A 25,219-nucleotide genomic window follows, 5' to 3' on the forward strand; every position below is an offset into this window, starting at 1 on the left:
GTTCCTTGCCATGTTATATAACATGTTATGGATTTAGAGCAATTCCAGGAGAAGTGTGAACGGTTTTCCGTTCGGAATTGCGTCAAAACAAAGAGTTAGAGTGGTTCGCCGTTTCCGTGAAACCGTGAACTGCTCTAGGGACAGATTGATCATGGAAGACGTTATTCGGTCGCTTGGCTATCTCTGCCTGGGCAGCAGGCTGAAGCGCATCGGTGAACAATTGCAGGCCGACGCGCAGCATCTGCTCGACGGCCTGGAGGTCCCGCTTCAATCGAGCCAATACCCGCTGCTTGCTGCGCTCGACAGGCTGGGGCCTTTGGCCGTCGGCGAACTGGCGCAATCGCTCGGGCTGACCCAGCCAGGCGTGACGCGAAGCGTGTCGCTGCTGGTCGAGTTGGGGCTGGTCGAAGCCGTCCAGTCGGAAGGTGACCAGCGCCGCAAGATGGTCTCCCTGACGGGCAAGGGCCAGCGCCTGGTCGACGTGGCGAAGCGGGACGTCTGGCCGCGCATCGAGCGCGCCGTCGCGGATCTGTGCCGGGACCTCTCGGGGCCGCTTCTCGATCAACTCGCCGCTATCGAGGACGGGCTCTCCGCCGCTCCACTCGATCGCCGTGTGAAAAAGGGTGTCGCGCAGTGAAACATGTCCTCGACCGGCCCGTCTGGAGCGCGCTTGCGACGCGCCATCAAGCCCTCGCGCAAGGTGGCGAGCTCGCCAGGCGCTATTCGCCGTCATTCGCCCTCTTCGCCGCCACCGCCGCGGACGATGCCGAAAGCCTGCAGGCGCTCAACGACCTTGTCGGCCCCGGTGACAGCGTCATCATGGCTCAGGCCGACCCCATAGCCCTTCCGGCCGGCCTCTCGGCAATCTCGCAAGCCGCAGCCGTGCAAATGGTTGCCGATGCGCCGTTACAGCTGGTGTCGGATGATCGGGTGCAACGCCTGACACAAGACGATGTGGCGGAAATGGTGGCCCTGGCGGCGCTCACCAAGCCCGGCCCATTCACGTCCGGAGCGTTGAGCCTTGGCGACTTCTGGGGCGTGAAGGCCGGCGGCCGGCTGGTGGCGATGGCCGGCGAACGGATGAAGCAGCCGGGTTACAGCGAACTCAGCGGCGTCTGCTCGCATCCGGATGTCCGCGGCGGCGGCCTCGGCCGGCTGCTGTCCGTGGTCGTGGCCAATCAGATTTTCGCACGCGGCGAGGTACCCTACCTGCACGCCTACGCGACCAACGCCGGCGCGATAAAGCTGTACGAATCCATCGGCTTCAAATTGCGAAGCGCGATCAATGTGGCTATCGTCCAACGTCAGGGATAGCGGCAGGCTGGAAGTGGCTCTTCAATCTCAGGCCGATTTCGGCTCCAGCCGGCGGAAACCGACGGCGTCCGTCAGCATCTCCTCGTCGACCATGCCGGCATTGTGGAGGGCGAGCAGGGTCAGGGCGATTTCGCGCGCTTCCGGCGAATCGGGGTGCGCTTCGCGCTTGAGGCAGGCTTCGTCAAAGACGCGCTGAAGCCTGGCGATGTCGCCGGGCTTGAGCAGGCCACGATCATAGATGGACTTCGACATGGTGGCGGTCTCCTGAGAACGACCTAGGGCGCCACCTGTAAATTGCCAATCTTTCCCGGAGCTTGAATGGGCTTCATGCCACGAAGGAGGGGCGTTCGGGAACCGAAACCCCTCCCAAGGCTGCAAACCGAGGCCCGAACTCAGACCGCGATCTTGCCGCCGCCCTGCCTGGTGATGGCGACGACCGACGGCCGCACCGGCATGTCTGGCTTGAAATCCGGCCAGCGCGTCGACGGATCCTCATAGTAGGACGGGCGGCCAAAACCTTCCCAATCCTCGCCGCCATCGCCCGGATGCTGGACGGCGACGAACGCGGTCTGGTCGTCGGGCGCAAACAGCGGGCCGCACATTTCCGCACCGATCGGCACGCGGAAGAACAGCTTTGAGGTCGCCCGTGCCGCCCCTTCCGTGTCGACCGCCCACAGGCCGTCTGTGCGGCCGGTGGCCTTCGGGCCCTGACCATCGGTGGCGACCCACAGGCGACCGGCCGAATCGACCGCGCAATTGTCGGGCATGCCGAACCAGCCATTGGCCGTCGTTGCCGTAGAGAAGGTAGCGCCCACATCGGCAACCGAAGGATCGCCGCATTTCAAGAGCACTTCCCACTTGCCCTTGGTGGCCGTGAAATCGCCATCGCTCTCGGTGATCTCGATAATGTGGCCGAAGGCATTTTCAGCGCGGGGGTTGGCGGCATCGACCTGGTCTGCCTTGCGCTTCGAATTGTTGGTCAGCATGACATAGACCTTGCCGTTGACACCATTGGGCTGGATGTCCTCGGGCCGGTCCATCTTGGTGGCGCCGAGCAGATCGGCGGCGCGGCGCGTCTCGATCAGCACGTCGGCCTGGCCAGCAAAACCGTTTTCCGCCGTCAGCGGCCCCTGGCCAAAGACGATCGGCAGCCAGTCGACCGTGCCGTCCTCGGCGAATTTGGCGACATGCAGTGTGCCGTCGTCGAGCAGGTCCTTGTTGGCGGCAGGGTCGTTGGCGTTGAACGTGCCCTTGGTGACGAACTTGTAGGCATAGTCGAAGCGCTCGTCGTCGCCGAGATAGAAGACGACGCGGCCGTCCTTGGCGACGATCGATTCGGCGCCCTCATGCTTGAAGCGGCCCATGGCGGTGCGCTTCCTCGGCGTCGAGGTCGGATCGTTGACGTCGACCTCGACGATCCAGCCGAAGCGATTGGCCTCGTTCGGCTCCCTGGCGAGGTTGAAGCGGTCGTAATGCGCGCCCCATTCATAGGCGCCTTCCGGAATGCCGAGGCGCTTGTAGTTGGCGGCTTCCTTGTGGCCTTCCGGCAGTTCGCCGGAGAAATAACCGTGGATGTTCTCCTCGGCCATCACATAGGTGCCCCACGGCGTGACGCCGCCGGCGCAGTTGTTGAAAGTGCCGAAGACTTTCGTGCCGGACGGATCGGCATTGGTCTTGACGCGGTCGTGGCCGGCGACCGGACCGGACAGCGCCATTTCGGTGGTCGAGGTGATGCGGCGGTTGAGCTTGCCGTCACGCACCACTTGCCATTTGCCAGACACCTTGCGGATCTCGACGATGGTGCCGCCATGCGCCGCCATTTCGACATCGACCTGCTCCTTCGAGAGCGGCGCGACCTCGGCCTTCTTCTTCCCGTCCTTCTCGACGATCGAAACAATGCCCGGGAACATCAGATGCGGGTTCGTGTATTCGTGGTTGACCACCAGCAGGCCGTGCTCGGCCGAGCCGTCGATCGCGATGTAGCCGACATAGTCGTTGTTGTAGCCGAACTGCCTGGCCTGCGCCTGCGCCGACTGCTTGGTCGGATCGAACTCCGGTGAATCGGCAAACAGCGGATCGCCCCAGCGCAGCAGCACGTCGGCATCATAGCCCGGCGCGACATGGTGCTTGTCGTCGATGCCGGCCTGGAGCTCGTCGAATTTGAAGGCTGAGCCTTCCGCGGCGCGGGCATCGTCTGCCGCGATCATGGCCAGCGGGCTGACGGTGGCGGCGATCGCTGAGACGGCGAGCGATCCCTTCAGGAAACCCCGGCGCGAGAACCGCGCGGCGATGATTTCGCCCATGGTGCGGTTGTCGGTGGGGTTGACGGCCGGTCCTTCGTTTTCCTCGAGCAGGCTGGTGCGGAATCGGGCGTCGGGGGAACGATGTTCGGTCATCAGGGCCTCTGGCTTTGGAGTGGCTGGAGCTTGTTGCCTGTTCGACCCCTTACGCCAGGCCGATCACATTTTCGTGACATCATACAAGCTCCAATGCTGGGAGCGAGGCGACTCACTCACCCGAACATCAGACTTTGGTCCAATCTTGCGTTGGCAAAGGTCCTGGAGGACAACCGCAACGGTCGGAGGTCGCTTCCGGTCACCACATCTTTCGGCGATGTTGTTGGTTGCAACGTTGGGGTGGGCGCGCCGGCTCAATCGACGGAGATCAGGGATGCACGGATCGATCACGGCCCGTTGTCGCCGGCTGACGCTTGTTTCGGCGGCTGCTCTGGCGCTGACCACCATCCCCTATCGAATTTCCCTGCACGGCTCCGCCCCCGGAATCGACGCTGCCACCGCGCAGGCCGCCAAGGGCGGCAATGGCGGCGGCAACAACGGCAATGGAAACGGCAACGGTGGCGGCAACGGCAGCAACGGTAACGGCGGCGGCAATAGCGGTAACGGTGGTAACAGCGGCAATAGCAGCGGCGGCAATAGCGGCAACGGAAACGGCGGCAATAGCGGCAATGGAAATGGCGGTAACAGCGGCGGCGGCAATAGTGGCAACGGCAATGGAAACGGCGGCAATTCCGGAACAGATGGCGACGGCTCGGGATCCAGCAATGGCCAAAGCGACAAAGGCGCCAGCCATGTCAACACCACGACCGGTGACAAGGTCGACGTGACCGGCAACAAGATCACGGTCACGCACCCCGACGGCATCGTCGAGAAGGTCGATAGCGGCCGGTTCAAGATGCAGGATGCGCTGGGCCGCACAATCATCGACCGCCGGGCCACGCCGGCCGATGTCAGCCGTCTGAAGGCTATGTGAGGCTGGTCAACAGGCAACGACCAGCTTCGCATGTCACCTCCGCCGCCCCCGGCGGAGGTGACCTCTCTTTGTCTGGCCCTCGTACGGGTCCGCGATGGCCCTAAGAGAATGGCCCAGAGCAATTCCAGGAAAAGTGTGAAACGGTTTTCCCGGGAAAAGCGCGTAGCGCTTTCCCTTGCGAATTGCGTCAAAACAAAGAGTTAGAGCAATTCGCCGTTTCCGTGAAACGGTGAATTGCTCTACGAGCGGTTCCGGTCCCGGTCGTGAAACTCGCGCATCATGAGAGCCGCTTCAGTGCGGTTTCGCACATTGAGTTTCGACAGCACCCCGGTCATGTGATGTTTGACCGTCTTCTCCTGCAGCTCCAGGCGCAGGGCGACCTCCTTGTTGCTGAGCCCTTCCGCCACCAGCTGCAGGATTTCCGTCTGTCGTTCGGTCAGTTGCCGCAGCCGGTCCGCCACGCCGTTGGCAGGCTGCGGGGACTGGAGATCCGAAAGCAGCCGCGCCGACAGGGTCGGCGTAAGATAGCTCTCGCCGGCCGCCACGTTGCGCAGGATGTCGGCCAGCGCGCGCGACCCGACACCCTTCAGGATATAGCCCTGCACCCCGGCGTTCAGGGCCCTGGTTACGTCGGCATTGGCCTCCGAMACGGTCAGCATGACGATCTTCTGGGCGGGATGGTCGGCAAGGATGGTTGCAACCGCGGCCAGGCCGCCGCCCGGCAAGGAGATGTCGAGCAGCAATAGGTCGGGCCGCACCGTAGAGGCGATGCGTTCGGCATCCTGCGCCGTCGCACCTTCGCCGACGATCTCGAAGCCTCCGAGTTCCGACAGGCTGCGCGTCACGCCTTCGCGAAAAAGCGGATGGTCGTCGACAATAGCGATGCGAATGGCGCCAATCATGCTTGCTCCTCGACTGACAGGCTGATCACCAGCCGCGTGCCTTGCGGTCCAGTCCGGGTTTCGAACTGGCCGCCAATGCTTTCAACCCTATCCCTGAGGCCAGCCAGCCCCAATCCTTCGACCCGTGCCGCTGGATCAAAGCCTGGCCCGCCGTCCGATACTTCGACGAAGAGCCTGCCGCCTTTCATTTCGGCATGCACCGCCTGATCCTTGCCCCGCCCGTGGCGATAGGCATTGTTCAACCCTTCCTGCACGAAACGATAGATGCTGATTTTCTCGGAGGCGCCGGGTTCGGGCAGATGCCTGGGCAGCGTGAGCGTCACCGACGTTCCCGTCCGGCGCTGGTGTTCGTCGACTGCCAGCCGCAATATGTCCATCGCGGCGGCCGTCTCTATCTGCGGCAGCACGAGGCCGGTGCAGATGCCGCGTATTTCGCGCATCGCATCCTCCAGCGTCTTGCGGATCATCGTGACCTCGGTCGAGCGGCTTTCGCCCCAATTGCCGTCGCCGGAAAATACCGGGCTGTCCATGCGCAGCGCCGCCAGGGCGACGAGTTGCGCCGGTCCGTCATGAAGGTCGGCGCCGATCCGGCGCAAATATCTTTCGTTGAATGCGGTGGCGCGGCGGGACGCCCGCTGCACACGCTGCCGCAAGGCGCTGTTTTGCGTCACCAGGCCCTGCAGCTCCGACACCTGACGGCGCAGCGCCCCGCGCTGGTCGTCGATGGTGCGGCTGGCGCGCAGCACGATGCCCGACAACAGCAGAAACGCCGCCAAGGTGGTGCCGGCCACGACCAGCCAGCTCGACAACAGGGCGGAAGCCAGCGTGGCTTTGAAATCGCTGGCGACCTCGAAAAATTCAGTGACGGCCACCACCTCGCCGGACCAGGGCGCGCGCACGGGATTGTAGATCTCCAGCAGCGGCACGCCGGCGGCCCGCTCCTTCTCTTCGTCTTCGTCGAACGTATCGAATTGCGCGGTGACGTTGCCCTGGAAGGCGGCCYGCAGATTGTCGGTCAGGTCGAAGCGGCGGCCGATCAGCGCCGAGTCTTTCGCGTAGAGCACGGTACCGTCGCGGCGCCAGAGCCTGAACGAGACCAGGCGCTTGCCGAGCGCACCCTGGCCGAGCGTCTCATCGAGTGCCTGCTTTGCGGATTCGCTGAGCTCCTCGCTCTTGCGCAGGTCAGGCAGCAGCGGCGCAATCACGCTGTCGACATAAAGCGCCGTCGACGCGGCCGAATTGCGGATGACGCCGTCCCGGATCTGCGACGTCACCCAGGCGCCCACCACCAGCATGACGGCCAGAAGGCCAAAGCCGCCGGCAACGAGGAATTGCAGGGCAAGAGAAAGCTCGCTCCAGCGCCGCGCCAAGTTCTGCAGAATACGAATCATGTGCCCCTGACCGCCCTTCCATCGACAGCCGGGCGACATCAGCACATTGAGCTTCAGTCGTGCCGTTGCCAAGACCTTCGTTAGAACGAGGTTACTTGACGTCTCGGCGTGCGTCGGAAACAAGGTCCGCGGCAGATGCCGCCAGAGCCGCTTCGAGGGGGACGGGACGTTGAGTTTTTCGGGACTGCTGCAGCTTGGCTTTTCAACGGTCATCTTCCTTCTGGCGGCGACCGCCGCCAAGCAATGGGGACTGGCGCCGAGCCTGGGCAAGATCCTTTTGACGCTCGCGCTCTATTCGCTGGGCAACCTGATCATGCTGCGGCTGATCCGCGAATTCGGCATGTCGGTGTCGTTCAGCCTCTCGGCGGTCATCCAGCTGGTCTCGGTCAACGTCGTGGCGCTGGTGTTCTTCGGCGAGCGCGTCAACGCGCTGCAGGCCAGCGGCATCGTGCTGGCGATCGCCGCGGTGGCGCTGATCACGCTCGGGCCCTATCTGCAAGGGCGTTGACCGAGATGAGGACTGCGACACCGCTCCGATGAAAGACACCGCAAGCACCCTGCTCAACCGCATCGAATTCCCGGTCCTGCTGGCCGGCCTGGTCATCGCCGGCGGGCTGTGGGGTTTTGAGGAACTGATGGAGGTGGCGCGCGCCACCACCCCGCACGCCTTCGACACCGAGATCCTGCTCGCTTTCCGCCAGGCCGGCCAGCCCGGCGTCCCGATCGGGCCGCCATGGCTGGAAGGSGCGATGCGCGACATCACCAGCCTYGGCAGCGCCAGCGTGCTGGTGCTGATCACGACGGCAACGATCCTCTATCTCCTGTTGATCCGCAGGCCCGGCACCGCGCTTCTCATCTTCGTCGCTGTCGCCGGCGGCCAGGTGCTGTCGAGCCTGCTGAAGCTCGGCGTCGACCGGCCGCGGCCCGAACTCGTTTCGCATCTGGTCAGCGAGACGTCGCTTTCCTTCCCGAGCGGCCATGCCATGCTGTCGGCGGTTACCTATCTCACGCTCGGTTCGCTCGCGGCGCGCTTCCTGCATGGCCGGGCGACCAAGATCTACGTCCTGTCGCTGGCCGTGCTGACGACGGTACTGGTCGGCGTCAGCCGCATCTATCTCGGCGTCCACTGGCCGTCGGACGTGCTGGCCGGCTGGTGCGCCGGCTTCGCCTGGGCGATGTTGTGCTGGTTGGTGGCGCGGGTGTTGCAGCGGCGCAAGGTGGTCAGCGACGATGCCTGATGGCGCCTGACCGCACCGCTCAGGCTTGCGCTCAGATCAATCTGTTGATCAGGTGTCCACCACAGCCTGCCAGCGCCAATACCATCGACAGCAAGCATGCCGACGTCATCAAAGCCTTGAAAATGTTCACCGCGTTACCCCCTGCCTTAGATGGACGAGACCCTAGCTTGCATTCCTCGGGAAGTATCGAAAAATGGGCAATCAGGCGGCGGTGCTTACGTCTCAGACATTCATATTGATGCTTGAAACATCATGATAATGGTATTATACGTTATTTCAGCAGACTCAGACATGGGTTCCGACCGATGATCACTGCCGCGCAGATGCGCGCCGCAAGGGCGCTGGCCGGCATCGATCAGAAGACGCTCGCCGAGCGTGCCGGTGTTTCGCTTCCAACCATCCAGCGCATGGAAGCGAGCGACGGCGTGGTCCGGGGCGTGGTCGATACGCTGATGAAGGTCATCCAGGCGCTCGACGAGGCCGGGGTGGAGTTGATCGGCGAGAACCAGGCCAGCGAGCGCGGCGGCAGGGGCGTGCGCCTCAAGCCCGCCGTGCCGCCAGATCCCAAGGCTGAGCCGGCATAAGTCGCGACGGCGACCGCCGACAGTSCTGCCGACGATCCCGCCGCCTTTCAGGTTCGGAAGGCAGTCCATGGATCAGACCCGTCAGGCAGTGCATCAACCTGCCCATAAGCCAGCCCACAAATCGACCCCTGGGTCGGCCCAAAAGTCGGCCCAAGGGTCGACAAAGCCGACATTCGCCGAACTGTTCACGCCCAAGCTGGTGACGGTCTGGCGCGAGGGCTACCACCTGCCGCAGTTCAAGGCCGACTTCATGGCCGGGCTGACCGTCGCCATCGTCGCGTTGCCGCTGTCGATGGCGATCGCGATTGCCTCGGGCGTGACGCCGGAGCGCGGCCTGTTCACCGCAATCGTCGGCGGCTTCATCGTCTCGGCGCTCGGCGGCAGCCGCTTCCAGATCGGCGGGCCGGCCGGCGCCTTCATCGTGCTGGTGGCGGCAACGGTGCAGCGCGAAGGTGTCGATGGACTGCTCCTGGCAACGATGATGTCCGGCCTCTTCCTGCTTGCCATCGGCTATCTCAGGCTCGGCACCTACATCAAATTCATTCCCTATCCGGTGACGGTCGGCTTCACCGCCGGCATCGCAATCATCATCTTCTCCGGCCAGATCGTCGAATTGTTCGGGTTGAAGCTTGCGGGGCCGGAGCCCGGGCCGCTGCTGCCGAAACTGATGGCGATCGGGCATGCAGCCGGCACGGTCAACATCTCSGCGACGCTGGTGGCGGTGCTGACCATCGTCACCATCGTCGCGGTCAAGCGTTGGCGGCCGGGCTGGCCGGGCATGCTGATCGCCGTTGGGCTCGCCTCGCTGGTGGTGGCGCTGCTGGCACTGCCGGCGGAAACCATCGGCACGCGCTATGGCGGCATTCCACGCAGCCTGCCGTTTCCGGCGCTGCCGGCGCTCAGCCTGGGTAAAGTGGTCGCGGTGCTGCCGGACGCCATTGCCTTTGCCYTGCTCGGCGCCATMGAATCKCTGCTGTCGGCCGTSGTYGCCGACGGCATGACCGGRCGGCGGCACCGYTCCAATTGCGARCTGGTGGCGCAAGGTTTCGCCAACATCGCCTCSGCGCTGTTCGGCGGCATCTGCACCACCGGCACCATCGCCCGCACCGCCACCAATGTGCGGGCCGGCGCGCATGGGCCGGTCTCGGGCATGCTGCACTCGCTGTTCCTGCTGGTCTTCATGCTGGTGGCGGCACCGCTGGCCAGCTACATCCCGCTTGCCGCTCTCGCCGGCGTGTTGGCGGTGGTCTGCTGGAACATGTTCGAGAAACAGGCCTTCGCCACGCTGCTGCGCGCTTCACGCGGCGACGCGCTGGTGCTGTTGGCGACCTTCCTGATCGTCGTCTTCCGCGACCTGACCGAAGGCATCGTCGTCGGTTTCGCGCTCGGCTCGATCCTGTTCATCGACCGCATGGCCAAGTCGATCGCGGTTGAGGCGGATGTGCCGCTGGTGCAGGACGATGTCGCCGACAGCAGTGGCCGCGCCTATGATGCCAGCGAGGCGAGCGACACAGACACCGTCGTCTACCGTATCTCCGGCGCCTTCTTCTTCGGCGCCGCCTCCACCGTCGGCACCGTGCTCGACCGCATCGCCGACCAGCGCAAGAATTTCATCCTCGACTGTTCCGCCGTGCCGCTTTTCGATTCGACGGCCGCCAATGTCATCGAAAGCGCGGCTCACAAGGCCAGCCGTGCCGGCGTCCGCTTCATCATAGCGGGCGCCTCGCCGCAGATCCGGCGCACCCTGATCAACCATGGCGTCAAACGACCGCTGGTGACCTACGCCGCCTCGATCAAGGACGCGCGGGCGCAGTTGGCTGGGGCGTCGGCGCGTGCGGTCACGCAATAGCTGCATCGCGGCTCGGATGTCAGCCGCCCCGCATTTCCTCAGCGTGCGCCTTCGCTAGGTCGGCCATGCTGTCGAAGCGGAAATCCACCGTCGGGACGTCGCCGGGGTTCATCGTCGCGCCAAAACCCTGATCSGMATGCCGGCGATAGATCCAGCACGATGTMAGRCCGAAGCGGTTGGCGGGAGCGTGATCRTGGAACATGCTTTCCGCGGTGTGCAGGATCTCTGGCTTCTCTATCCCGATCGTGCCGAGCTTTTCGAGCATATAGTCGAAATTCCGGTCGGAAGGCTTGTAGGAGCCGATATCTTCCGCCGTGTAGATCGCGTCGAAATCCACGCCGAGCTTCCTGTTGCTGAACGAGAAGCTTTTGTTGTCGACGTTGGAGAGGATGATCAGCTTGTAGTGCYTTYTGAGRTAYTGCAAGGCSTCCGCKGARTCGGCAAARGCCGGCCAATCCTTCACGCTCTCGCCATACGCCASGCATTCCTCTMGSGTKRCGATGACACCCCACTCCTCCGCAAGTCGCTTGTAAACGAYCGSCAGRAGGTCGCGRTARCGYTTCCCYGGMGTCCATYTYTGTTGRCTGGATTCGTGCCGGGCRTGCGCCTCCAGAATGTCGTTCCGGCTCAACTTGCGGGCGGCCCGTTCGGTCAGCGGCTTCAGGCCGTCGATCATGCCGGATTCCCAATCGATCAGCGTGCCGTAGCAGTCGAAGGTCAGGGCTTTGAAATCTGTGAGCTTCATGAGGTACCTCTCCTTGATGTCCATGAGTGAATGTCCGTGAGTGAGCGATGCCGGCGTGGATCGGGATCGATCATGAAGTCGATTTCGCCTCGGGGATTAGCCGATCTGCTGCTGATTGAGCTGAATGTCCTTCGACGCCGCGCTGCCCGACGAGGTGAACCAGACACCGAACAGTGTCACCGCAAGGCCAGCCAACATCGCTTTCGAAAGCGGCTCGCCGAACATCGACCAACCCCAGAGCATCGTCACCGGTGGGCTGAGATAGATCACGCTGCTGACCTGTGAGGCCGTGTAGAGGCGCAGGCTCGCATAATAGGTGCCGTAGCAGAAGAAGGTCGAAAACAGCACCAGCCAGGCGATGCCGAACCCGAAACGGGCATCGAGGGGCGGCATCAGCCCGCCATTCCATTGGGCGCAACCGGCGAAAAGGATCGCCGCCGTCAGGCATTGAATGCACAGGCTTTGATGGATGGGCATATTGATCGTCCCCATCCGCTTCTGCACCAGGGTGGCCAGCGCCAGAACCATCATGGAAGCGACCGTCAACACATATGCCCAGACCGGGGCCGTCCCGAGGCTCAGGCTGTCCAGCGAGACGATGAGAACACCGGTCACACCCAGCGCCGTTCCGATCCATTGTCTCCCGGTCAACCGGTGTCCCAGAACCGGCTGCGACAAGGCCGCGATGGCGAGAGGCACAAGATCGGAAATCAGCGCGACAAGCCCGGTTGGCACGCGCTGRCCGATGGCAAGYGCGAATCCGCCKAGATAGAGGAACATYATCGCCACGCCGAAGAYCATCTGCTGGAYMARGGCACGSGCGYTYATGCGCGGTCCGATCAGGAGAGCAAACGGCAAGAGGATCAACCCGGACATCAATGTCCGCCAGAACAGCACCAGCATGACATCGGCATTCTCGCTGGCATAGCGGATGCCGACGAAGCCGGAACTCCAGCTTACGGCCAGCGCCGTCGCCATCATTGGCCACAGGAGGCGATGGGCTTTGGTGGGCAGGAGCGTCATGGGATCTCTTATTCAGGCCCGCCCGTGGCCCCCGAAGCGGAGCACGGCCGGTGTTGGCTCGGACTATTGGAGACACCAACGGTCGTTTGCACATGACAAATTTCGATACGTCCATGAAATAGCCGCTAAAACGAGCATACAAGCTTGCTTGAGAGGCGCCTGCGGATCAGAAATCGGCGCCCTGCTCTTGTTTCGAACGAGGATTGTCATGGCCGGACTGATGAACCGCCGCCTGGATGTCGACGCCTTGCGCGCACTGGTCGCCATCGAGAAGCACGGCGGCGTTACGCGCGCGGCCGAAATTCTCGGTCTGTCGCAGTCGGCCGTCAGCCACAAGATCAGAAGACTCGAAACGAGTCTCGACTGCGAAATCCTCGCCCGGAAAGCAAACGCGCCGATGTTCACCACGGCCGGGCAGGATCTGCTTGGCTATGCGCGGCGCATTCTGGGCATCCATGACGAGGCGGTCCTGAGCCTGTCGAAAAGCACTTTGCAAGGCAAGATCGCGCTGGGAATGACCGAGGATACGACCTGCACGGACCTTTCGCGCATTCTTGGCCGGTTTCGCCGGCTCTACCCGGAGGTGAGCGTCCGCACGCAGGTGCGCATGAGCCTTGTGTTGCAGGAGCAACTGAGCCAGGGAGCCCTTGATGCCGCCATCATCCAGGTCTTCCAGCACGAGGTCCGCCCCGCCGACATCCTCCTGTTCCGCGAGACGCTGCATTGGGTGAAATCGCGCGACCTGGTTCTGTCGTCCGGGAAGCCGGTCCCGTTTCTGTCCTTCGATGAAAATTGCTTTTACCGGCGCTGGGGCATCGATGTCGGGCAGGACGAGGATACGGTGCTGGAGACCGTGTTCGAATGCTCCAGCGCTGCCGGGATCATTGCGGGCGTGACCGCCGGGCTCGGCGTCGCCCTCTTGAGCCAGCGSTACCTGCAGCCCRAYATGGAGATTGTCGACAACAAATTCCCCAAGCCTCCAGACYTRGCYTATGTMATCAGGCGCGCGCGCTCCCCCCGGAACCCCGCGCTCGAGACGTTGGTCAGGGAGATCGAGGCCGAGGTGAAGCGTTACGGGACGCTTCAAATCGCCGTCTGAGCGCGTCGCGCTGCTAAAGCTGACTGGTCTCTTATTCCCGAAGCGACCTTGAGCCGCTGACGAACGGGCTGCCTCTGACGTAGAAACGCAGCGGTCGGTCGGCATCTTTCGAAATGCCGATCCTGATGCCTTGCCCGATCTCGCCGGGCTCAAAGTCATCGCTTGCGAGCCATAGCGGGCCTTTCCGGCAGAGATCGAGCCCGTCGAGCGAACGATCGATCCGCAGCGCCGCCGCCAGCCGTCCCGGCCCGCGCGCCAGGTCGCGCAAGCGCTCGACGCCGCGGTTSWGCCGCATGATGGCGATGCCTTCGAGCGGCTCGAGCGCCCGGATCAGCACGCCGGTTCCAATCCCCKACGCCTCGCTCGAGACATTCAGCATCTWGGAGATGCCATAGGCGAGATAGACATAGGCGTGGCCGCGCTCGAGGAACAGCGAACGGTTGCGCGCGGTCATTCCCCTGAAACCATGCCCGGCGGCGTCGCCGACGACATAGGCTTCGGTCTCGACGATGCGGCCGCTGACGATGCCTTCGGGCAAGTCGCGCATCACCAGCTTGCCGATGAGATAACGGGCGAGAGCGGCCGTATCCTCAGGCAGCTCTAAACGAGCGATCGGCGGATGATCGTCCCTGTGGCTCAAGGTATCCGCTCGACCCATTGCGCGCGCGACGGTCCCGGCTCGAAAGGGTCGCTGAAATACTGGGTCTCGTGAGCCACCTTGCCGTCCAGGAATTCCATGATGCTGACCGTGTAGGACGGTCGCCCGTCATAAGTCAGGACATATTCGGTGACCCAGAGGTTGCCCGTGCCGGTGATCCGCCGCACCGCAAAACGCTTGCGGTTCGGCTGCGCGGCGCGCGACGACTGGATGTTGCGCCGCCCACGAATGCGCTCGCCCGATTGCGGATAGTCGAGCACCGCATCCTCCCGGTAGATCTCATGTTCCGTCTCGAAGTCACCGGCATCCGAGGCGGCCCAATGGCGATCCAGAGCGGCGCGAATCTCCCGATCTTCCATCTTAACTCCTTGGCTGTCGGCCGCTGCACCATACGCCGGTCCCGAGCGGACCTTCCAGAGGGAAGGCCCGCTAGGAACAACTCTCAATCGAGCTTCAACGCCGCGACCTCGCCCTCGTTCATCAGCGGCACGTAGAGGATCGACTTGCCGTCGGTGCCGATGTCGGCGCTGCCCGGCTTGAAATGCGCCACCGCTTCCGGCGTTCCGCCGGTCTTGTATCGGTAGAGCGTGCCGGTCATGTAGGCGGTGGCATAGATGGTATCGCCAATGGCGATGACGCCGTCGAGGTCGGCGAATTTTTGCGCCCCGGGCAACGGTGAAATCGCCTTGCTGGCGAGGTCGACCGACAGCAGCCCGCCCGGCTCCGCCGTGCTGAAGTCGGGCTTGATGCCCTTGCCCCAGGAGGCGACGATCAGCCTGTCGCCGTCGGCGAAGACGCCATTGGGCGAGGCCAACAAAGCATCCCTGACGAACAACTCCGGTCTGTCGCCGTCGATGCGGTAGATCGTGTCGGCCAGCATGTCGCTGACATAGACCTTGCCCGCCTTGTCCGAGGTCATGTCGTTGAGGAAGACGGCATTCGGCACCGCGATGCTGTCAACGAGCTTGCCGCTGGCCAGATCGACGACGCGAACCTTGGTGATGTCGGCGACATAGAGCTTGCCGCCCGATATCGCCATGCCCTTGGGCGCGTCCATGCCGTCGGTCCAGTGCTGGGTGACAATCTTGCCGTCCAGGGACAGCACACTGAGATAACCGTTGCCGTCTACATCGCCTGCATTACCGACGATGTTGGAGACAATGATGCGATTGTTGGCAGCGTCGAACAGCGCCGATTCCGGTTGTTCGAAGCCGGTGGCGCGCCAGAGTTCGCCGGCCTGGGCGGAGGGTGCGGCCGCGATGCCGATGGTGGCGGCAAAGGCTGAGATGATGAGACGGTTCATGGCTGTTCTCCTGTGATGACAGGCGGACAGCTAGGATTTTCGATACTTTTCGGGAAGTCCGATTACCGCTAGTATCGAATATCGATACGAAACTGCGGGCAAGAGGTGCACGCCATGAACGCTCTGATCTTCGAGGCGCTGAAGCGGACGCTGAAGGCCAGGGGTGTCACCTATCGCGAGCTTGCCGAACGCATGGGCGTTTCCGAGCCAACGGTGAAGCGCATCTTCCACGAGCGCAATTGCAAGCTCGACCGGCTGGTGGAGATTTGCGCGGCTGCCGGCGTCGAGCTGGAAAACGTGCTCGGCTCGATGAATCGCGGGCCGGGGCCGGTCAACCACATCGCGCCTGAGATCGAGCGCAGGCTCGCTGGCCGGCCGGCACTGCTGTTCATCTTCGTCATGCTGTCGGARAAATTCACGCCCGAAGGCATCATGCGCTCGCAMGGCYTGAGCGARGCCTCGATGTTCCTCTATCTGCGCGACCTCGAGGAACTCGGCCTGATCGAAATCGGGCGCGGTCTTTCGGCAAGATTGCTGGTCGAGACGCCGATCCAGTGGAATTTCGAAGGACCGCTCAAGGCACTGTTCGAGATGACCAACAAGAATTTCATCGGCTGGGCCATCACCCACATCGACAAGGAGGCGACCTTCGTCAGCTTCTCCAGACGGATGCGGCCGGAAACGGCGGAGATGGTGCGGCGCGAGGCGGAAGATCTGGCCGAGCGCGTGAAACTGCTCGCCCATCATGACCAGCACACCACTCCCGAGGACGGGCTCACCGGCTACAAATTTACGTTTGCCTTTGGCGCGACGCCGTTTCCGGCGATCATGCCGATCGGCCCGCACCCGCGAGATGCGGGTGCACAGGTGGGCAGGCCGCGTATGCCGGCATAGCGATTGGCCGGCCGAAGGCTCGACGGCCTCGGCGTCTCAGGGCACCGCCCTTGGGTTGAAGTCGCGCTCCAGCGTCGGCGATGGTGAAAACGGTGGCGGATGGGTACAAGATCTTCTGGCGTAAGGGCGGATTGCGCTGAATTATAAAGATACGATTCGCAATACCTCGGGCCACTCTCATTCCTGAAAGACCTTGCTCTTGCCCCTCCTTGTCGCTGCCTCCGCATTCATTGGCGCCTGGATAAGCCTGGTCCTGCATGAGTCTTCTCATGCTCTCGCCGGACATCTGGCAAAATTGCAAATAAGAGAAATTCATCTCGGCTTGGGACCAACAACACTCGACACCCGCTTGCTGAGAATGGAGGTCCATGTAGGGACTATCCCGCTAGGAGGCTGGACAAGAACGTTTCCTCAATTATCCTTTTCGAAGCCCGCCAACCTGTTTTTTGTGGCCGCAGGGCCGATTATGGACATCGTTTGGTTGGGTGTTCTGAGCGGCGCAATGACTATCTTTCACGGCACAGAACTTGTAGGCACCATCTTGGCGCCGGCCGTTATAGTTCAGATGGCAATGGTCGTCGGCAACGTTCTTCCGCTTCGTTCCAAGGTCTACGGCCAGCGACTGCCCAACGATATGCTGGCCTTGTGGAAACTTGCCCGAGGTCGCGATCCGTTCGAGGTGCTCTGGCAGGACTATCTGGACCGGTTGCGGCCGTATATGAGTCCGGACGATCCGCCGTGGCACCCCACGGGTCAGTCGGATCGTATCGCTTTCTATTTGTTCAAACCTGACCTGACGGACGAGGACATTACAGCGCTCGAAGATGAGCTGACCCACACGGCGTCCGCAAGCGAGCGACTTCTCCTCATTGACACCGCCGCCACGAAAATCCTCGCTCAACCCACCCAGCCGAGCTCTCGTCTCGATGCTTTACTCGATCGCTTGACGGAAAGTGCCGTCGCCATGTCTCCGGAGCTCCCTACGCTGAAAGGCACACGCGGCGCGGCGCTGGCACGATTGGGGCGCCACGAGGAGGCGCTGAATATCCTTGCGCAGGCCGATGACTCCGACGACTTCAATCGCTGCTTGAATGCTGCCTTCCGGGCATTGGCACATTCCCACGCCGGTCGAAAAGAAATCGCCGCCGCCGAGCTTGAGACATCCATCGCCATCTTGCGATCTCACAACTGGGCGGGCGGGATCGCCCTTAAAATAGTAAGCGGTGTCTGCGTAGAAACCGGATACCCCACTCCCAAAGAGACCGAAGCACCGACACCCCCTGCAGAAGACGGCGCACCTCCAGGCTAAGGCGCCAGCAACGAGGCAAGGCGGTCATGATCAGGCCGCGTTCGCTTCTTCCTGCGGTGCGGCAAGATCATCGCGCGCCTTGCGGGCGAGCTTCTTCGTCGAGTGCTTAGGGCTGTCGCCGAACAGTTCGGCGGCCTCGGCAAGACAGGATTTCCGCAGGCTCTTTTCCGAACGTTTGATGAGTTTGCCGAGAAGCTTTGTGTCCTCGTGCGGCCCAAGCGGCGCGTCGTCCGCCTCAAGCAGGCCCGTACGCGCGAGATGCCGGCGCACGGACATCCGAGCAGTCCGCCGCAAAAGGACGCCGCCCGCTTCCGGCTTGAAAGGAATGCTATTCGGCGGCCTTTGCGTCGGCGGCCTTGTCRTCCCAKGTCACCGCCCGGTAGTCGAAGCCATATTCCAGCGTYGKYTTGACGATRCGGAAAWAGGGCGACAGGTCGAAATCRCGCGGCGTGTASAGCGAGTGATGGCGGATATGCAGGATTTCCTTGCGCRWATAGTTCGACTGCGCCGAGGCACGGCCGGGCGCGCGGGTGATCTCGGGCAGGATCGGATAGCGGATCTGGCCATAGGCCTCGGCRATCAGCGTCGAGCAGATGGCGCGCGTCGGGTCGCCGGAGCCGAAGGCCAGCATGCGGCGCCGCCAGCGTACAGGCACCGGCGGCGTCGGCAGGAAATAGCGCAACATGTCGAAAATGTTCTTGAGGTCGTATTTCAGGCCGAGCTTGCCGACCATGAAGGCGACGACCGTGTCGCGGTCCTCCGGTGTCAGGCCATTCGCCCGGCAGATGCGGGTGTTGTAGGTGCGATAGCGCGACAATGGCACCGCCACGCAGCCTTCGCCGATCGTGACCTCGATCAGCCGCGGCCGCTCCGAGCCGTCCTCCGGCTCGGGCAAGGTGTCGCCGACATAGAAGGCCGCATGCGACCAGGTCGACTGGGTGAGATACTTGATCGCCGCCGAGATCTTCTGGTTGCCCTCGATCAGCAGGATGTCGCCGGGTTCGAGTGTGCGGCGCAGCGTTTCAGGGTCCGACGGGGTGTAGGGTTCATAGCCGGAGGACTCTTCCTGCAGCCGGCCGGCGAGCCAGCGGCCAAGTCGGTCCAGGAGCGTATCGCTGGGCTCGGTCATGATGGAGCGTGACTAGCACAGGCCGGAGGGGAAGTGCTAGCGCGACGGTCGCCGCCTTTCCTTCTCCCGTCGCGGGAGAAGCTGAGACATCAGTTGGCCGCGGTGGCCAAATCCTCCGCAGACGCGCCGGCAAGATCATCGCGCGCCTTGCGGGCGAGCTTCTTCGTCGCGTGCTTGGGGCTGTCGCCGAACAGCTCGGCGGCCTCGGCAAGGCAGGATTTCCGCAGGCTCTTTTCCGAGCGCTTCAGGAGCTTGCCGAGAAGCTTTGTGTCCTCGTGCGGCCCAAGCGGTTCGCCGTCCGCCTCGAGCAGCGCGCGCAGGACGAACAAATCATGCAGGTCGCCGAGCCGTTCGCCCAGCTCATCGACGGCCTTGCGCCGCGCCTTGATCGGCGTCGGCCACAGCCTGCCCAGCAGCGACAGGTGCATGCCATGCGTCTTGGCCGCCTTGCGCAAATCGTGGAAATCATTGGCCTCGCCGCGCGCGCCGGCCCTGTCGAGTGCCTTCCTGGCACGGCGCAGAGTGACGCGGGCGCCTTCGGCAAGCACGTCGGCCGCCTGTTCCGGCTGGTCGGGCAAGGCCAGGCTTTCGATCCGCTTCATGCCGTCTTCGCAGGCGGCTGTCGCCGCGCCGATCGCCGCTTCGAGGCCGGCGCCTTCATGCATATCGTGCTGACGGGCGATCAGCCTGTCGCGCACGGCATCGAGCCCGCCATCGGCGCTGTCCCTGGGAAAAGCTGCCGCCAGCCGGTCGACGGTCTCGATCAGCGCCGTCGCCTCGCGCGGGCCGGCAAGCAGCGCCGCCACGTTGCGATAGCATTGGTTCTCCGTCGTGCAGAATGTTTCGTCTCCGGAATGAACCAAGCGCAGCAAGGCACGCGCGCTCTTCAGCCGCTTGCGGCATTTGTGCAGCCCCTGTTCCGGCCGGCTGCGCGCCGCATCCAGATGCTGGAGTGCCTTGCCGATTTCCTCGGCAAGGATGCGCCTGACCTCGCCGGTCAGCGGCAGGCGCGGGTCGATGCGAAAGCTCATGCGGCGATCTCCGGWAYCCCCCCRAGGGCGAGCGACGCGTTGTAGAATTTCTGCTGGCCGGTSACTTCACGGCCGAGCCAGTCAGGCAGCATTTCGTCCGGCACATCTTCCGGAGTCTCGAGTTCGGCCACCACAAGTCCCGCGAGTGCACCGCCAAAGACATCGACTTCATAGAGATAGCCGCGATGCCTAACATGGTGACGTGTCTTCTCGATGACACGTCCGATGGCGAAATCCAGCATCTCTACCGCCTCGCCAAGTGGGATCGGATATTCGAACTCGTCACGCTCACGCGCGCCGCTGCCGAATTTGAGCGTAAGCTTGGCGGAAGCGCCGTCACTGATGCGGATGCGGACGGTTCGCCCAGGTGCGGTGGCGAGATAGAACTGGAGAATGCGGATATCCACCTCGACCAGGCTCCGCCACGCGGTGCTGGAGACCAGGAACTTGCGCTCGACTTCCTTGCCCATGGCCGGGCACTAAAGCGTTTGCCGTGGGCGATGGCAAGACAGAAGCGAACACAAGTTGACTTTAATCAATCGATTGATTAAAGTTCAATCATGATCAAATTGCCTGACCCCAAAAATCCCCGCCGCGAGACGTCGCCCGCGGATCTCACCCGCGCCGCACTCGTCCGCGCCGCGCTGAAACTGTTCGGGCGGCAGGGTTTCGACGGCACCTCGACCCGCGAGATCGCGGCCGAGGCGCAAGCCAATATCGGTTCGATCGCCTATCATTTCGGCGGCAAGGAAGGCCTTCGCGCCGCTGCCGCCGATTTTATCGTCGAGACCATCCAGGCGGTCGCTGGCCAGGCACTGGGCGCCGGCCAGGTGCCAGGCAGCGGTCAGTCCGCGCCCGATCCGGAGGCGGCGCGCGCGCAGCTGTTCGCGGCGTTGGAGCGGATGGGCAGCTTCATCCTGGCGCAGCCGCAGGCCGGTGAGATCGTGCAATTCGTGCTGCGCGAACTCTCGCATCCGACGGCGGCGCTCGACCGCATCTACAACGGCGTGTTCGAGCCGACGCATCGCCGGCTGTGCCAGCTCTGGGAGCAGGCGACCGGCGAGCCGGCCGAAAGCGAGCGCACCCGGCTCACCGTGTTCACGCTGATCGGCCAGGTCATCTATTTCCGCATCGGCCGCGAGGCGGTGATGCGCCGCATGGGCTGGCACGACATCGGCGCTGCCGAGGCGGCCAAGGTGGTGTCCGCCGTATCTGACAATCTCAGCGCCATACTGGCCGCCCGAACGGGATCAAAACCCCCACTGGGATCAAAACCCCCAAGAGGACCAAGACAATGAGTTTCCTCTGCTCCTTACCGCTTGCCGCTCAGCTCTTCGGTGCCTGTGCGCCCGCCGCTCCGCTCGCCGTCGGTTATGTCGAAGGCGACTATGTGCTGCTGGCGCCCATCGAGGTGGCACAGGTCGATACGGTTACCGTGAAGCGCGGCGATCGCGTCACGCCGGGCACGCCCGTGGTGACGCTGGAAAGCGCCGACGCCAGGATCGCGGTGGCACAAGCCGAAGCCGGCCTTGCGCAGGCGCAGGCGCAGCTTGCCGACCTGCAGGTCGGCAAGCGGCCGGAAGAGATCGCCGTGCTCAAGGCCGAGGTCGACATGGCGAGAGCCCAGGCGGCCGACGCCAAGCGCAAATACGACCGCGCCGCCGATCTGTTCAAGCGTGGCGCCGGCACGCAAGCCGACTACGACACCGCCTCGGCGACGCTGGAGACCGCCAATGCCCAGGTCGGCCAGGCCGAGGCCAATCTCGCCGTCGGCGGCCTGCCGGCGCGGCCCGAGACGATCAAGGCCGCCGACAACCAGGTCAAGCAGGCGCAGTCGACGCTCGAGCAAGCGCAATGGCGGCTGTCGAAACGGGTGCTGGAGGCACCCTCGCCCGGCCGCGTCAACGACGTCATCCGCAATCCCGGCGACACCGCCGGCCCGACCGCGCCGGTCATCTCGATGCTGCCTGACGGCGCGGTGAAGCTCAGCGTCTACATACCGGAGGCCGCCTTCTCCTCGGTCAAGATAGGCAGCCTGCTCAGCGTTCATTGCGACGGCTGCGGTTCGGACGTGAAGGCGCGCGTCAGCTATGTCTCGCCCGATCCCGAATTCACCCCGCCGGTAATCTATTCCTTGGAGAACCGCCAGAAGCTGGTCTATCTCGTCGAGGCGCGGCCGGAAGGCGATGCCGGCCTGCTGCAGCCCGGCCAGATCGTCGACGTCGATCTTGCGGAAACGACAAAATGAACGCCATCGACGTTCATGGCCTGGTCAAGCGCTTCGGCGACAAGACCGTCGTCGACCATGTGACGATGTCGGTCGCCGAAGGCGAGATCGTCGGCTTCCTCGGCCCCAACGGTTCAGGCAAGACGACAACCATCCGCATCATGTGCGGCTTGCTGACGCCGGATGAGGGCGAAGGCACGGTGTTGGGCTTCAACATCCGCACCGACTCGCTCAGCATCAAGCGCGAAGTCGGCTACATGACGCAGAAATTCTCGTTCTACGAGGATCTGACCATCGGCGAGAACCTCGAATTCGTGGCGCGGCTCTACCAGTTGAGGCCGGTCGGCGAGTACGTTGCGAGGACGCTGGAAGAGCTCGGCCTGACCTCGCGCCGCAACCAGTTGGCCGGCACGCTGTCCGGTGGCTGGAAGCAGCGGCTGGCGCTGGCCGCCTGCATCATGCACAAGCCGAAGCTGCTGCTGCTCGACGAGCCGACGGCCGGCGTCGACCCGAAGGCGCGACGCGAGTTCTGGGACGAGATCCATCGCCTCGCCAGCGGCGGGCTGACCGTGCTGGTCTCCACCCACTACATGGACGAAGCCGAGCGCTGCCACCGCATCAGCTACATCTCCTACGGCAAGATGCTGGCCACCGGCACCGTCGCCGAGGTGGTGAAAAACGCCGGCCTGACCACCTTCGTGGTGCAGGGTCCGCAGCTCGCCAAGGTGGCCGAAGAACTGCAGGGCCGCCCCGGCGTTGACCAGGTGGCGCCGTTTGGTGCCACGCTGCATGTCGTCGGTTCCGACAGGAAGAAGCTCGAAGCAGCGCTTGCCGATGTCGAAAAGGAGCACAAGGGCGTGACGGTGGCACCGGGCGAAACCAGCCTGGAGGACGTCTTCATCCAGTTCATGTCGGGGTCGAAGGACAATATGGCATGAACAGCATCTTCTCCTTCGCCAGGCTCGGCGCGCTGCTGATCAAGGAATTCATCCAGATGCGGCGCGACCGCATCACCTTCGCCATGATGCTCGGCGTGCCGCTGCTGCAGCTGGTTCTGTTCGGCTTTGCCATCAACAGCGATCCGAAGGGTTTGCCGACGGCGCTGGTGGCGATGAGCAACGACCAGTATACGCGCGCCATGGTCTCCGCGCTGCAGGTGACGGGTTACTATCGTTTCGACCATGTGACCGCGAGCGCCGAAGAGGCGGAATTCCTGATGGCGCGGGGCGACGTTTCCTTCGTCGTCACCATCCCGGCCGACTTCGCCAGCCGTGTCGAGCGCGGCGACAATCCGCAGATCCTGATCGAGGCGGACGCGACCGATCCGTCGGCGGCGAGCGGCGCCATTTCCACGCTGAGCAAGGTGGCGAGCCAGGCGCTGCTGCGCGCCCAGGGCATGCAGGCCGCTGCCGCCGAGAATGCCAGGCAGCAGCTGCAAGTGGTGGTGCACCAGCGCTACAATCCCGAAGGCATTTCGCAGTACAACATCGTGCCCGGCCTGCTCGGCGTCATCCTGCAGATGACCATGGTGATGATGACCGCGATGGCGCTGACCCGCGAAACCGAGCGCGGCACGATGGAAAACCTGCTCGCCATGCCGTCCAGCCCGGCCGAGATCATGCTGGGCAAGGTGCTGCCCTTCCTTGTCGTCGGCGCGGTGCAGGTCGCGGTGGTGCTGGTGGCGGCGAAGCTTTTGTTCGATATCCCGTTCGTCGGCAGCCTGACGCTGCTGTTGTCGTCGGTGCTTGTCTTCGTGCTGTCGCTGGTGCTGCTCGGCTATACCATCTCGACCATSGCCCGCWCGCAGATGCAGGCGMTGCAGCTSACCTTCTTYTTCTTCCTGCCGTCGMTSMTSTTGTCSGGCTTCATGTTCCCYTATCGCGGCATGCCGGGCTGGGCCCAGGCGCTGGGCGAAATCTTCCCGCTGACGCATTTCCTGCGCATCACCCGCGCGGTCATGCTGAAGGGCGCCGACTTCCATGCCATCGCCGCCGAGATCGGCTGGCTGGTCGTGTTCGTGCTGGTGTTCGCGGGCACAGCGCTTTTACGCTTCAGGCGCACGCTGGACTAGGGCTGTTCCAGGAAAGTGGGAACGGTTTCCGTCCGGAATTGCGATCAGGCGGCCGCCATGATCTCGGCATAGGTGCCGAAATCGACATTGCCGCCTGACAGCACCACGGCAACGCATTTGCCGGACAGTTCGATCTCGCCCGAAGACAGCGCGGCAAACGCGACGCAGCCGCCGGGTTCGACCACCAGCTTCAGATAGGCCATGGCGTCGCGCATCGCCTGCGCGGTCGCTCCGTCGGAAACGGCAATGGCGCCGGCGAGGTTTTTGCGGTTGATCTCGAAAGTGATGGCGCCAGGCTCAGCGGTCAGGATCGCGTCGCAGATCGAGCTGTAGCCCGGTTCGTTCGAAACCCGGGCGCCGGCGGCGAGCGAGCGGCGCGTGTCGTCAAAATGCTCGGGCTCGACCGCCCAGACATCGGTGCCGGGCGACGCATCCTTGACCGCGACCGAAATGCCGCTCGACAGGCCGCCGCCACCGCAGGGAATGACGACGGCATCGAGGCTGACACCGAACGCCCTGGCCTGTCGCATCAGCTCGAGGCCGATCGTGCCTTGCCCGGCAATGATGGCCGGATCGTCGAAGGGCGGCACCAGCACCATGCCCCTTTCGATATAGGGGCGAACCACGGTCATCCTGTCGTCGCGAAAACGGTCGAACGGCACCACCTCCGCGCCCATCTTGCGGACATTGCCAATCTTCATCGCCGGCGCGTCGGCAGGCATTGCGATAACCGCCTTGACGCCGAACATGGCGGCCGAAGCAGCGACGCCTTGCGCATGATTGCCTGAGGAAAAGGCGACGACACCACGGCTGCGTTCCTCTTCGCTCAGCGACGACAGCTTGTTGTAGGCGCCGCGGAACTTGAACGAACCGGTGCGCTGCAGCGTCTCAGGCTTGAACAGGATACGCCCGCCGAAGCGCTTGTTCAGCTCAGCCGATTCGATCAGGGGTGTTTCGACGATCAGGCCGGAAAGCCGGGCTGCGGCGGCATGGATGTCGGCGATGCCGGGAGGGGTGGTGGCGGTCATGCGAGGTCCAGCAAAAGAGAGGGTGTCTTCTCATGATGCCCGCAAAGGCACGTTGCGCACCAATGAAAAAATGTGACCGTTACAAAGTTGGCGACGTGAGCGAGGCACCAGCGTCACGGCCGTCACACCCCCCTCTGCCCTGCCGGGCATCTCC

27 protein-coding genes and 1 pseudogene are annotated in these 25,219 nt (G+C 63.6%); 14 read left to right on the forward strand and 14 right to left on the reverse strand.

The features are described from left to right. Positions 1-151: 151 nt before the first annotated feature. Together AC1DX0_RS05050 and AC1DX0_RS05055 are read left to right on the forward strand one after the other, a co-directional pair. Positions 152-637, forward strand: a complete 486-nt coding sequence (locus tag AC1DX0_RS05050) for a MarR family winged helix-turn-helix transcriptional regulator (RefSeq protein WP_477219061.1) — start codon at positions 152-154, stop codon at positions 635-637. Beyond that, positions 634-1,314 carry a GNAT family N-acetyltransferase gene (locus tag AC1DX0_RS05055; protein ID WP_477219060.1) on the forward strand — a complete coding sequence of 227 codons (681 nt, stop codon included), beginning with the start codon at positions 634-636 and terminating at the stop codon, positions 1,312-1,314. The genes AC1DX0_RS05050 and AC1DX0_RS05055 overlap by 4 nt, the downstream gene beginning before the upstream one ends. Positions 1,315-1,341: 27 nt before the next feature. Here the strand turns inward: AC1DX0_RS05055 and AC1DX0_RS05060 are convergent, their stop codons facing one another. Together AC1DX0_RS05060 and AC1DX0_RS05065 are read right to left on the reverse strand one after the other, a co-directional pair. After that, entirely contained in the window at positions 1,342-1,566 is a 225-nt protein-coding gene (locus AC1DX0_RS05060; RefSeq protein ID WP_477219059.1) for a hypothetical protein, read from the reverse strand. 140 nt (positions 1,567-1,706) lie between these two features. Then, positions 1,707-3,710 carry a PhoX family protein gene (locus AC1DX0_RS05065; RefSeq protein WP_477219058.1) on the reverse strand — a complete coding sequence of 668 codons (2,004 nt, stop codon included), beginning with the start codon at positions 3,708-3,710 and terminating at the stop codon, positions 1,707-1,709. Between the two features lie 274 nt (positions 3,711-3,984). Between AC1DX0_RS05065 and AC1DX0_RS05070 the strand changes: the two genes are divergently transcribed. Further along, a complete protein-coding gene (locus AC1DX0_RS05070) occupies positions 3,985-4,584 on the forward strand; it encodes a hypothetical protein (RefSeq protein ID WP_477219057.1) in 600 nt (199 codons plus the stop codon). Positions 4,585-4,823: 239 nt separating this feature from the next. Here the strand turns inward: AC1DX0_RS05070 and AC1DX0_RS05075 are convergent, their stop codons facing one another. Together AC1DX0_RS05075 and AC1DX0_RS05080 are read right to left on the reverse strand one after the other, a co-directional pair. After that, positions 4,824-5,486, reverse strand: coding sequence for a response regulator (locus AC1DX0_RS05075; protein WP_477219056.1), 663 nt, complete (start codon positions 5,484-5,486; stop codon positions 4,824-4,826). After that, on the reverse strand, positions 5,483-6,877 hold the full coding sequence (locus AC1DX0_RS05080) for a sensor histidine kinase (RefSeq protein WP_477354464.1): 1,395 nt from the start codon (positions 6,875-6,877) through the stop codon (positions 5,483-5,485). Before AC1DX0_RS05080 ends, AC1DX0_RS05075 begins: the two co-directional genes overlap by 4 nt. Positions 6,878-7,046: 169 nt before the next feature. On the opposite strand from AC1DX0_RS05080, the gene AC1DX0_RS05085 reads away from it, so the two are divergent. The 4 genes from AC1DX0_RS05085 (at position 7,047) to AC1DX0_RS05100 (ending at position 10,548) form a co-directional block, all read left to right on the forward strand. Then, the gene (locus AC1DX0_RS05085; protein WP_027054900.1) at positions 7,047-7,385 is read left to right on the forward strand and encodes a hypothetical protein; all 339 of its coding nucleotides are present in this window, start codon (positions 7,047-7,049) and stop codon (positions 7,383-7,385) included. A gap of 28 nt (positions 7,386-7,413) precedes the next feature. Beyond that, on the forward strand, positions 7,414-8,115 hold the full coding sequence (locus AC1DX0_RS05090) for a phosphatase PAP2 family protein (protein WP_477219054.1): 702 nt from the start codon (positions 7,414-7,416) through the stop codon (positions 8,113-8,115). A gap of 305 nt (positions 8,116-8,420) precedes the next feature. Continuing rightward, positions 8,421-8,699, forward strand: coding sequence for a helix-turn-helix domain-containing protein (locus AC1DX0_RS05095; protein WP_013528670.1), 279 nt, complete (start codon positions 8,421-8,423; stop codon positions 8,697-8,699). Positions 8,700-8,766: 67 nt separating this feature from the next. After that, positions 8,767-10,548 carry a SulP family inorganic anion transporter gene (locus AC1DX0_RS05100; protein ID WP_477219053.1) on the forward strand — a complete coding sequence of 594 codons (1,782 nt, stop codon included), beginning with the start codon at positions 8,767-8,769 and terminating at the stop codon, positions 10,546-10,548. A gap of 19 nt (positions 10,549-10,567) precedes the next feature. On the opposite strand, the gene AC1DX0_RS05105 is transcribed toward AC1DX0_RS05100, so the two are convergent. Together AC1DX0_RS05105 and AC1DX0_RS05110 are read right to left on the reverse strand one after the other, a co-directional pair. After that, on the reverse strand, positions 10,568-11,293 hold the full coding sequence (locus AC1DX0_RS05105) for a haloacid dehalogenase type II (RefSeq protein ID WP_477354467.1): 726 nt from the start codon (positions 11,291-11,293) through the stop codon (positions 10,568-10,570). A gap of 96 nt (positions 11,294-11,389) precedes the next feature. Further along, positions 11,390-12,316 (reverse strand): DMT family transporter, encoded by a 927-nt coding sequence (locus tag AC1DX0_RS05110; RefSeq protein ID WP_477354470.1) that lies wholly within the window; start codon positions 12,314-12,316, stop codon positions 11,390-11,392. Positions 12,317-12,524: 208 nt separating this feature from the next. Here AC1DX0_RS05110 and AC1DX0_RS05115 point away from each other — a divergent pair, with 208 nt between their 5' ends. Continuing rightward, complete coding sequence (locus tag AC1DX0_RS05115; protein WP_477354491.1) at positions 12,525-13,415, forward strand: LysR family transcriptional regulator; 891 nt, start codon at positions 12,525-12,527, stop codon at positions 13,413-13,415. Between the two features lie 31 nt (positions 13,416-13,446). Here AC1DX0_RS05115 and AC1DX0_RS05120 read toward each other — a convergent pair whose 3' ends face one another. The 3 genes from AC1DX0_RS05120 to AC1DX0_RS05130 form a co-directional block, all read right to left on the reverse strand. Further along, positions 13,447-14,073 (reverse strand): DNA-3-methyladenine glycosylase, encoded by a 627-nt coding sequence (locus AC1DX0_RS05120; protein WP_477354473.1) that lies wholly within the window; start codon positions 14,071-14,073, stop codon positions 13,447-13,449. After that, positions 14,052-14,432 carry a nuclear transport factor 2 family protein gene (locus AC1DX0_RS05125; RefSeq protein WP_477219048.1) on the reverse strand — a complete coding sequence of 127 codons (381 nt, stop codon included), beginning with the start codon at positions 14,430-14,432 and terminating at the stop codon, positions 14,052-14,054. Before AC1DX0_RS05125 ends, AC1DX0_RS05120 begins: the two co-directional genes overlap by 22 nt. An 83-nt stretch (positions 14,433-14,515) precedes the next feature. Then, positions 14,516-15,376 (reverse strand): SMP-30/gluconolactonase/LRE family protein, encoded by an 861-nt coding sequence (locus AC1DX0_RS05130; RefSeq protein WP_477219047.1) that lies wholly within the window; start codon positions 15,374-15,376, stop codon positions 14,516-14,518. A 114-nt stretch (positions 15,377-15,490) separates the two neighbouring features. Here AC1DX0_RS05130 and AC1DX0_RS05135 point away from each other — a divergent pair, with 114 nt between their 5' ends. Both AC1DX0_RS05135 and AC1DX0_RS05140 read left to right on the forward strand, forming a co-directional pair. After that, positions 15,491-16,270 (forward strand): helix-turn-helix domain-containing protein, encoded by a 780-nt coding sequence (locus AC1DX0_RS05135; protein ID WP_477354476.1) that lies wholly within the window; start codon positions 15,491-15,493, stop codon positions 16,268-16,270. A 193-nt stretch (positions 16,271-16,463) separates the two neighbouring features. Further along, a complete protein-coding gene (locus tag AC1DX0_RS05140; RefSeq protein ID WP_477354479.1) occupies positions 16,464-17,579 on the forward strand; it encodes a site-2 protease family protein in 1,116 nt (371 codons plus the stop codon). Between the two features lie 30 nt (positions 17,580-17,609). Here AC1DX0_RS05140 and AC1DX0_RS05145 read toward each other — a convergent pair. The 4 genes and pseudogenes from AC1DX0_RS05145 to AC1DX0_RS05160 all read right to left on the reverse strand — a co-directional run. Further along, positions 17,610-17,822, reverse strand: a pseudogene (locus tag AC1DX0_RS05145) (CHAD domain-containing protein); the annotation flags it as partial. 85 nt (positions 17,823-17,907) lie between these two features. Beyond that, positions 17,908-18,708 carry a YiiX/YebB-like N1pC/P60 family cysteine hydrolase gene (locus AC1DX0_RS05150; RefSeq protein WP_477354482.1) on the reverse strand — a complete coding sequence of 267 codons (801 nt, stop codon included), beginning with the start codon at positions 18,706-18,708 and terminating at the stop codon, positions 17,908-17,910. An 89-nt stretch (positions 18,709-18,797) separates the two neighbouring features. Next, positions 18,798-19,739 (reverse strand): CHAD domain-containing protein, encoded by a 942-nt coding sequence (locus AC1DX0_RS05155; protein WP_477219043.1) that lies wholly within the window; start codon positions 19,737-19,739, stop codon positions 18,798-18,800. Next, entirely contained in the window at positions 19,736-20,209 is a 474-nt protein-coding gene (locus AC1DX0_RS05160; RefSeq protein WP_477354485.1) for a CYTH domain-containing protein, read from the reverse strand. The genes AC1DX0_RS05155 and AC1DX0_RS05160 overlap by 4 nt, the downstream gene beginning before the upstream one ends. Before the next feature lie 90 nt (positions 20,210-20,299). Between AC1DX0_RS05160 and AC1DX0_RS05165 the strand changes: the two genes are divergently transcribed. From AC1DX0_RS05165 to AC1DX0_RS05180, 4 genes are read left to right on the forward strand one after another with little or no spacing between them, the layout of a single operon-like run. Then, positions 20,300-21,037 carry a CerR family C-terminal domain-containing protein gene (locus AC1DX0_RS05165; protein WP_477219041.1) on the forward strand — a complete coding sequence of 246 codons (738 nt, stop codon included), beginning with the start codon at positions 20,300-20,302 and terminating at the stop codon, positions 21,035-21,037. Continuing rightward, the gene (locus AC1DX0_RS05170; RefSeq protein ID WP_477219040.1) at positions 21,034-21,987 is read left to right on the forward strand and encodes an HlyD family secretion protein; all 954 of its coding nucleotides are present in this window, start codon (positions 21,034-21,036) and stop codon (positions 21,985-21,987) included. Before AC1DX0_RS05165 ends, AC1DX0_RS05170 begins: the two co-directional genes overlap by 4 nt. After that, a complete protein-coding gene (locus AC1DX0_RS05175) occupies positions 21,984-22,904 on the forward strand; it encodes an ABC transporter ATP-binding protein (RefSeq protein WP_477219039.1) in 921 nt (306 codons plus the stop codon). Before AC1DX0_RS05170 ends, AC1DX0_RS05175 begins: the two co-directional genes overlap by 4 nt. After that, entirely contained in the window at positions 22,901-24,037 is a 1,137-nt protein-coding gene (locus AC1DX0_RS05180; RefSeq protein ID WP_477354488.1) for an ABC transporter permease, read from the forward strand. Before AC1DX0_RS05175 ends, AC1DX0_RS05180 begins: the two co-directional genes overlap by 4 nt. 44 nt (positions 24,038-24,081) lie before the next feature. Here AC1DX0_RS05180 and AC1DX0_RS05185 read toward each other — a convergent pair whose 3' ends face one another. Continuing rightward, positions 24,082-25,065, reverse strand: coding sequence for a threonine/serine dehydratase (locus AC1DX0_RS05185; protein WP_477219037.1), 984 nt, complete (start codon positions 25,063-25,065; stop codon positions 24,082-24,084). Positions 25,066-25,219: the final 154 nt, after the last annotated feature.

Source organism: Mesorhizobium sp. P3_A9 (assembly GCF_056402975.1).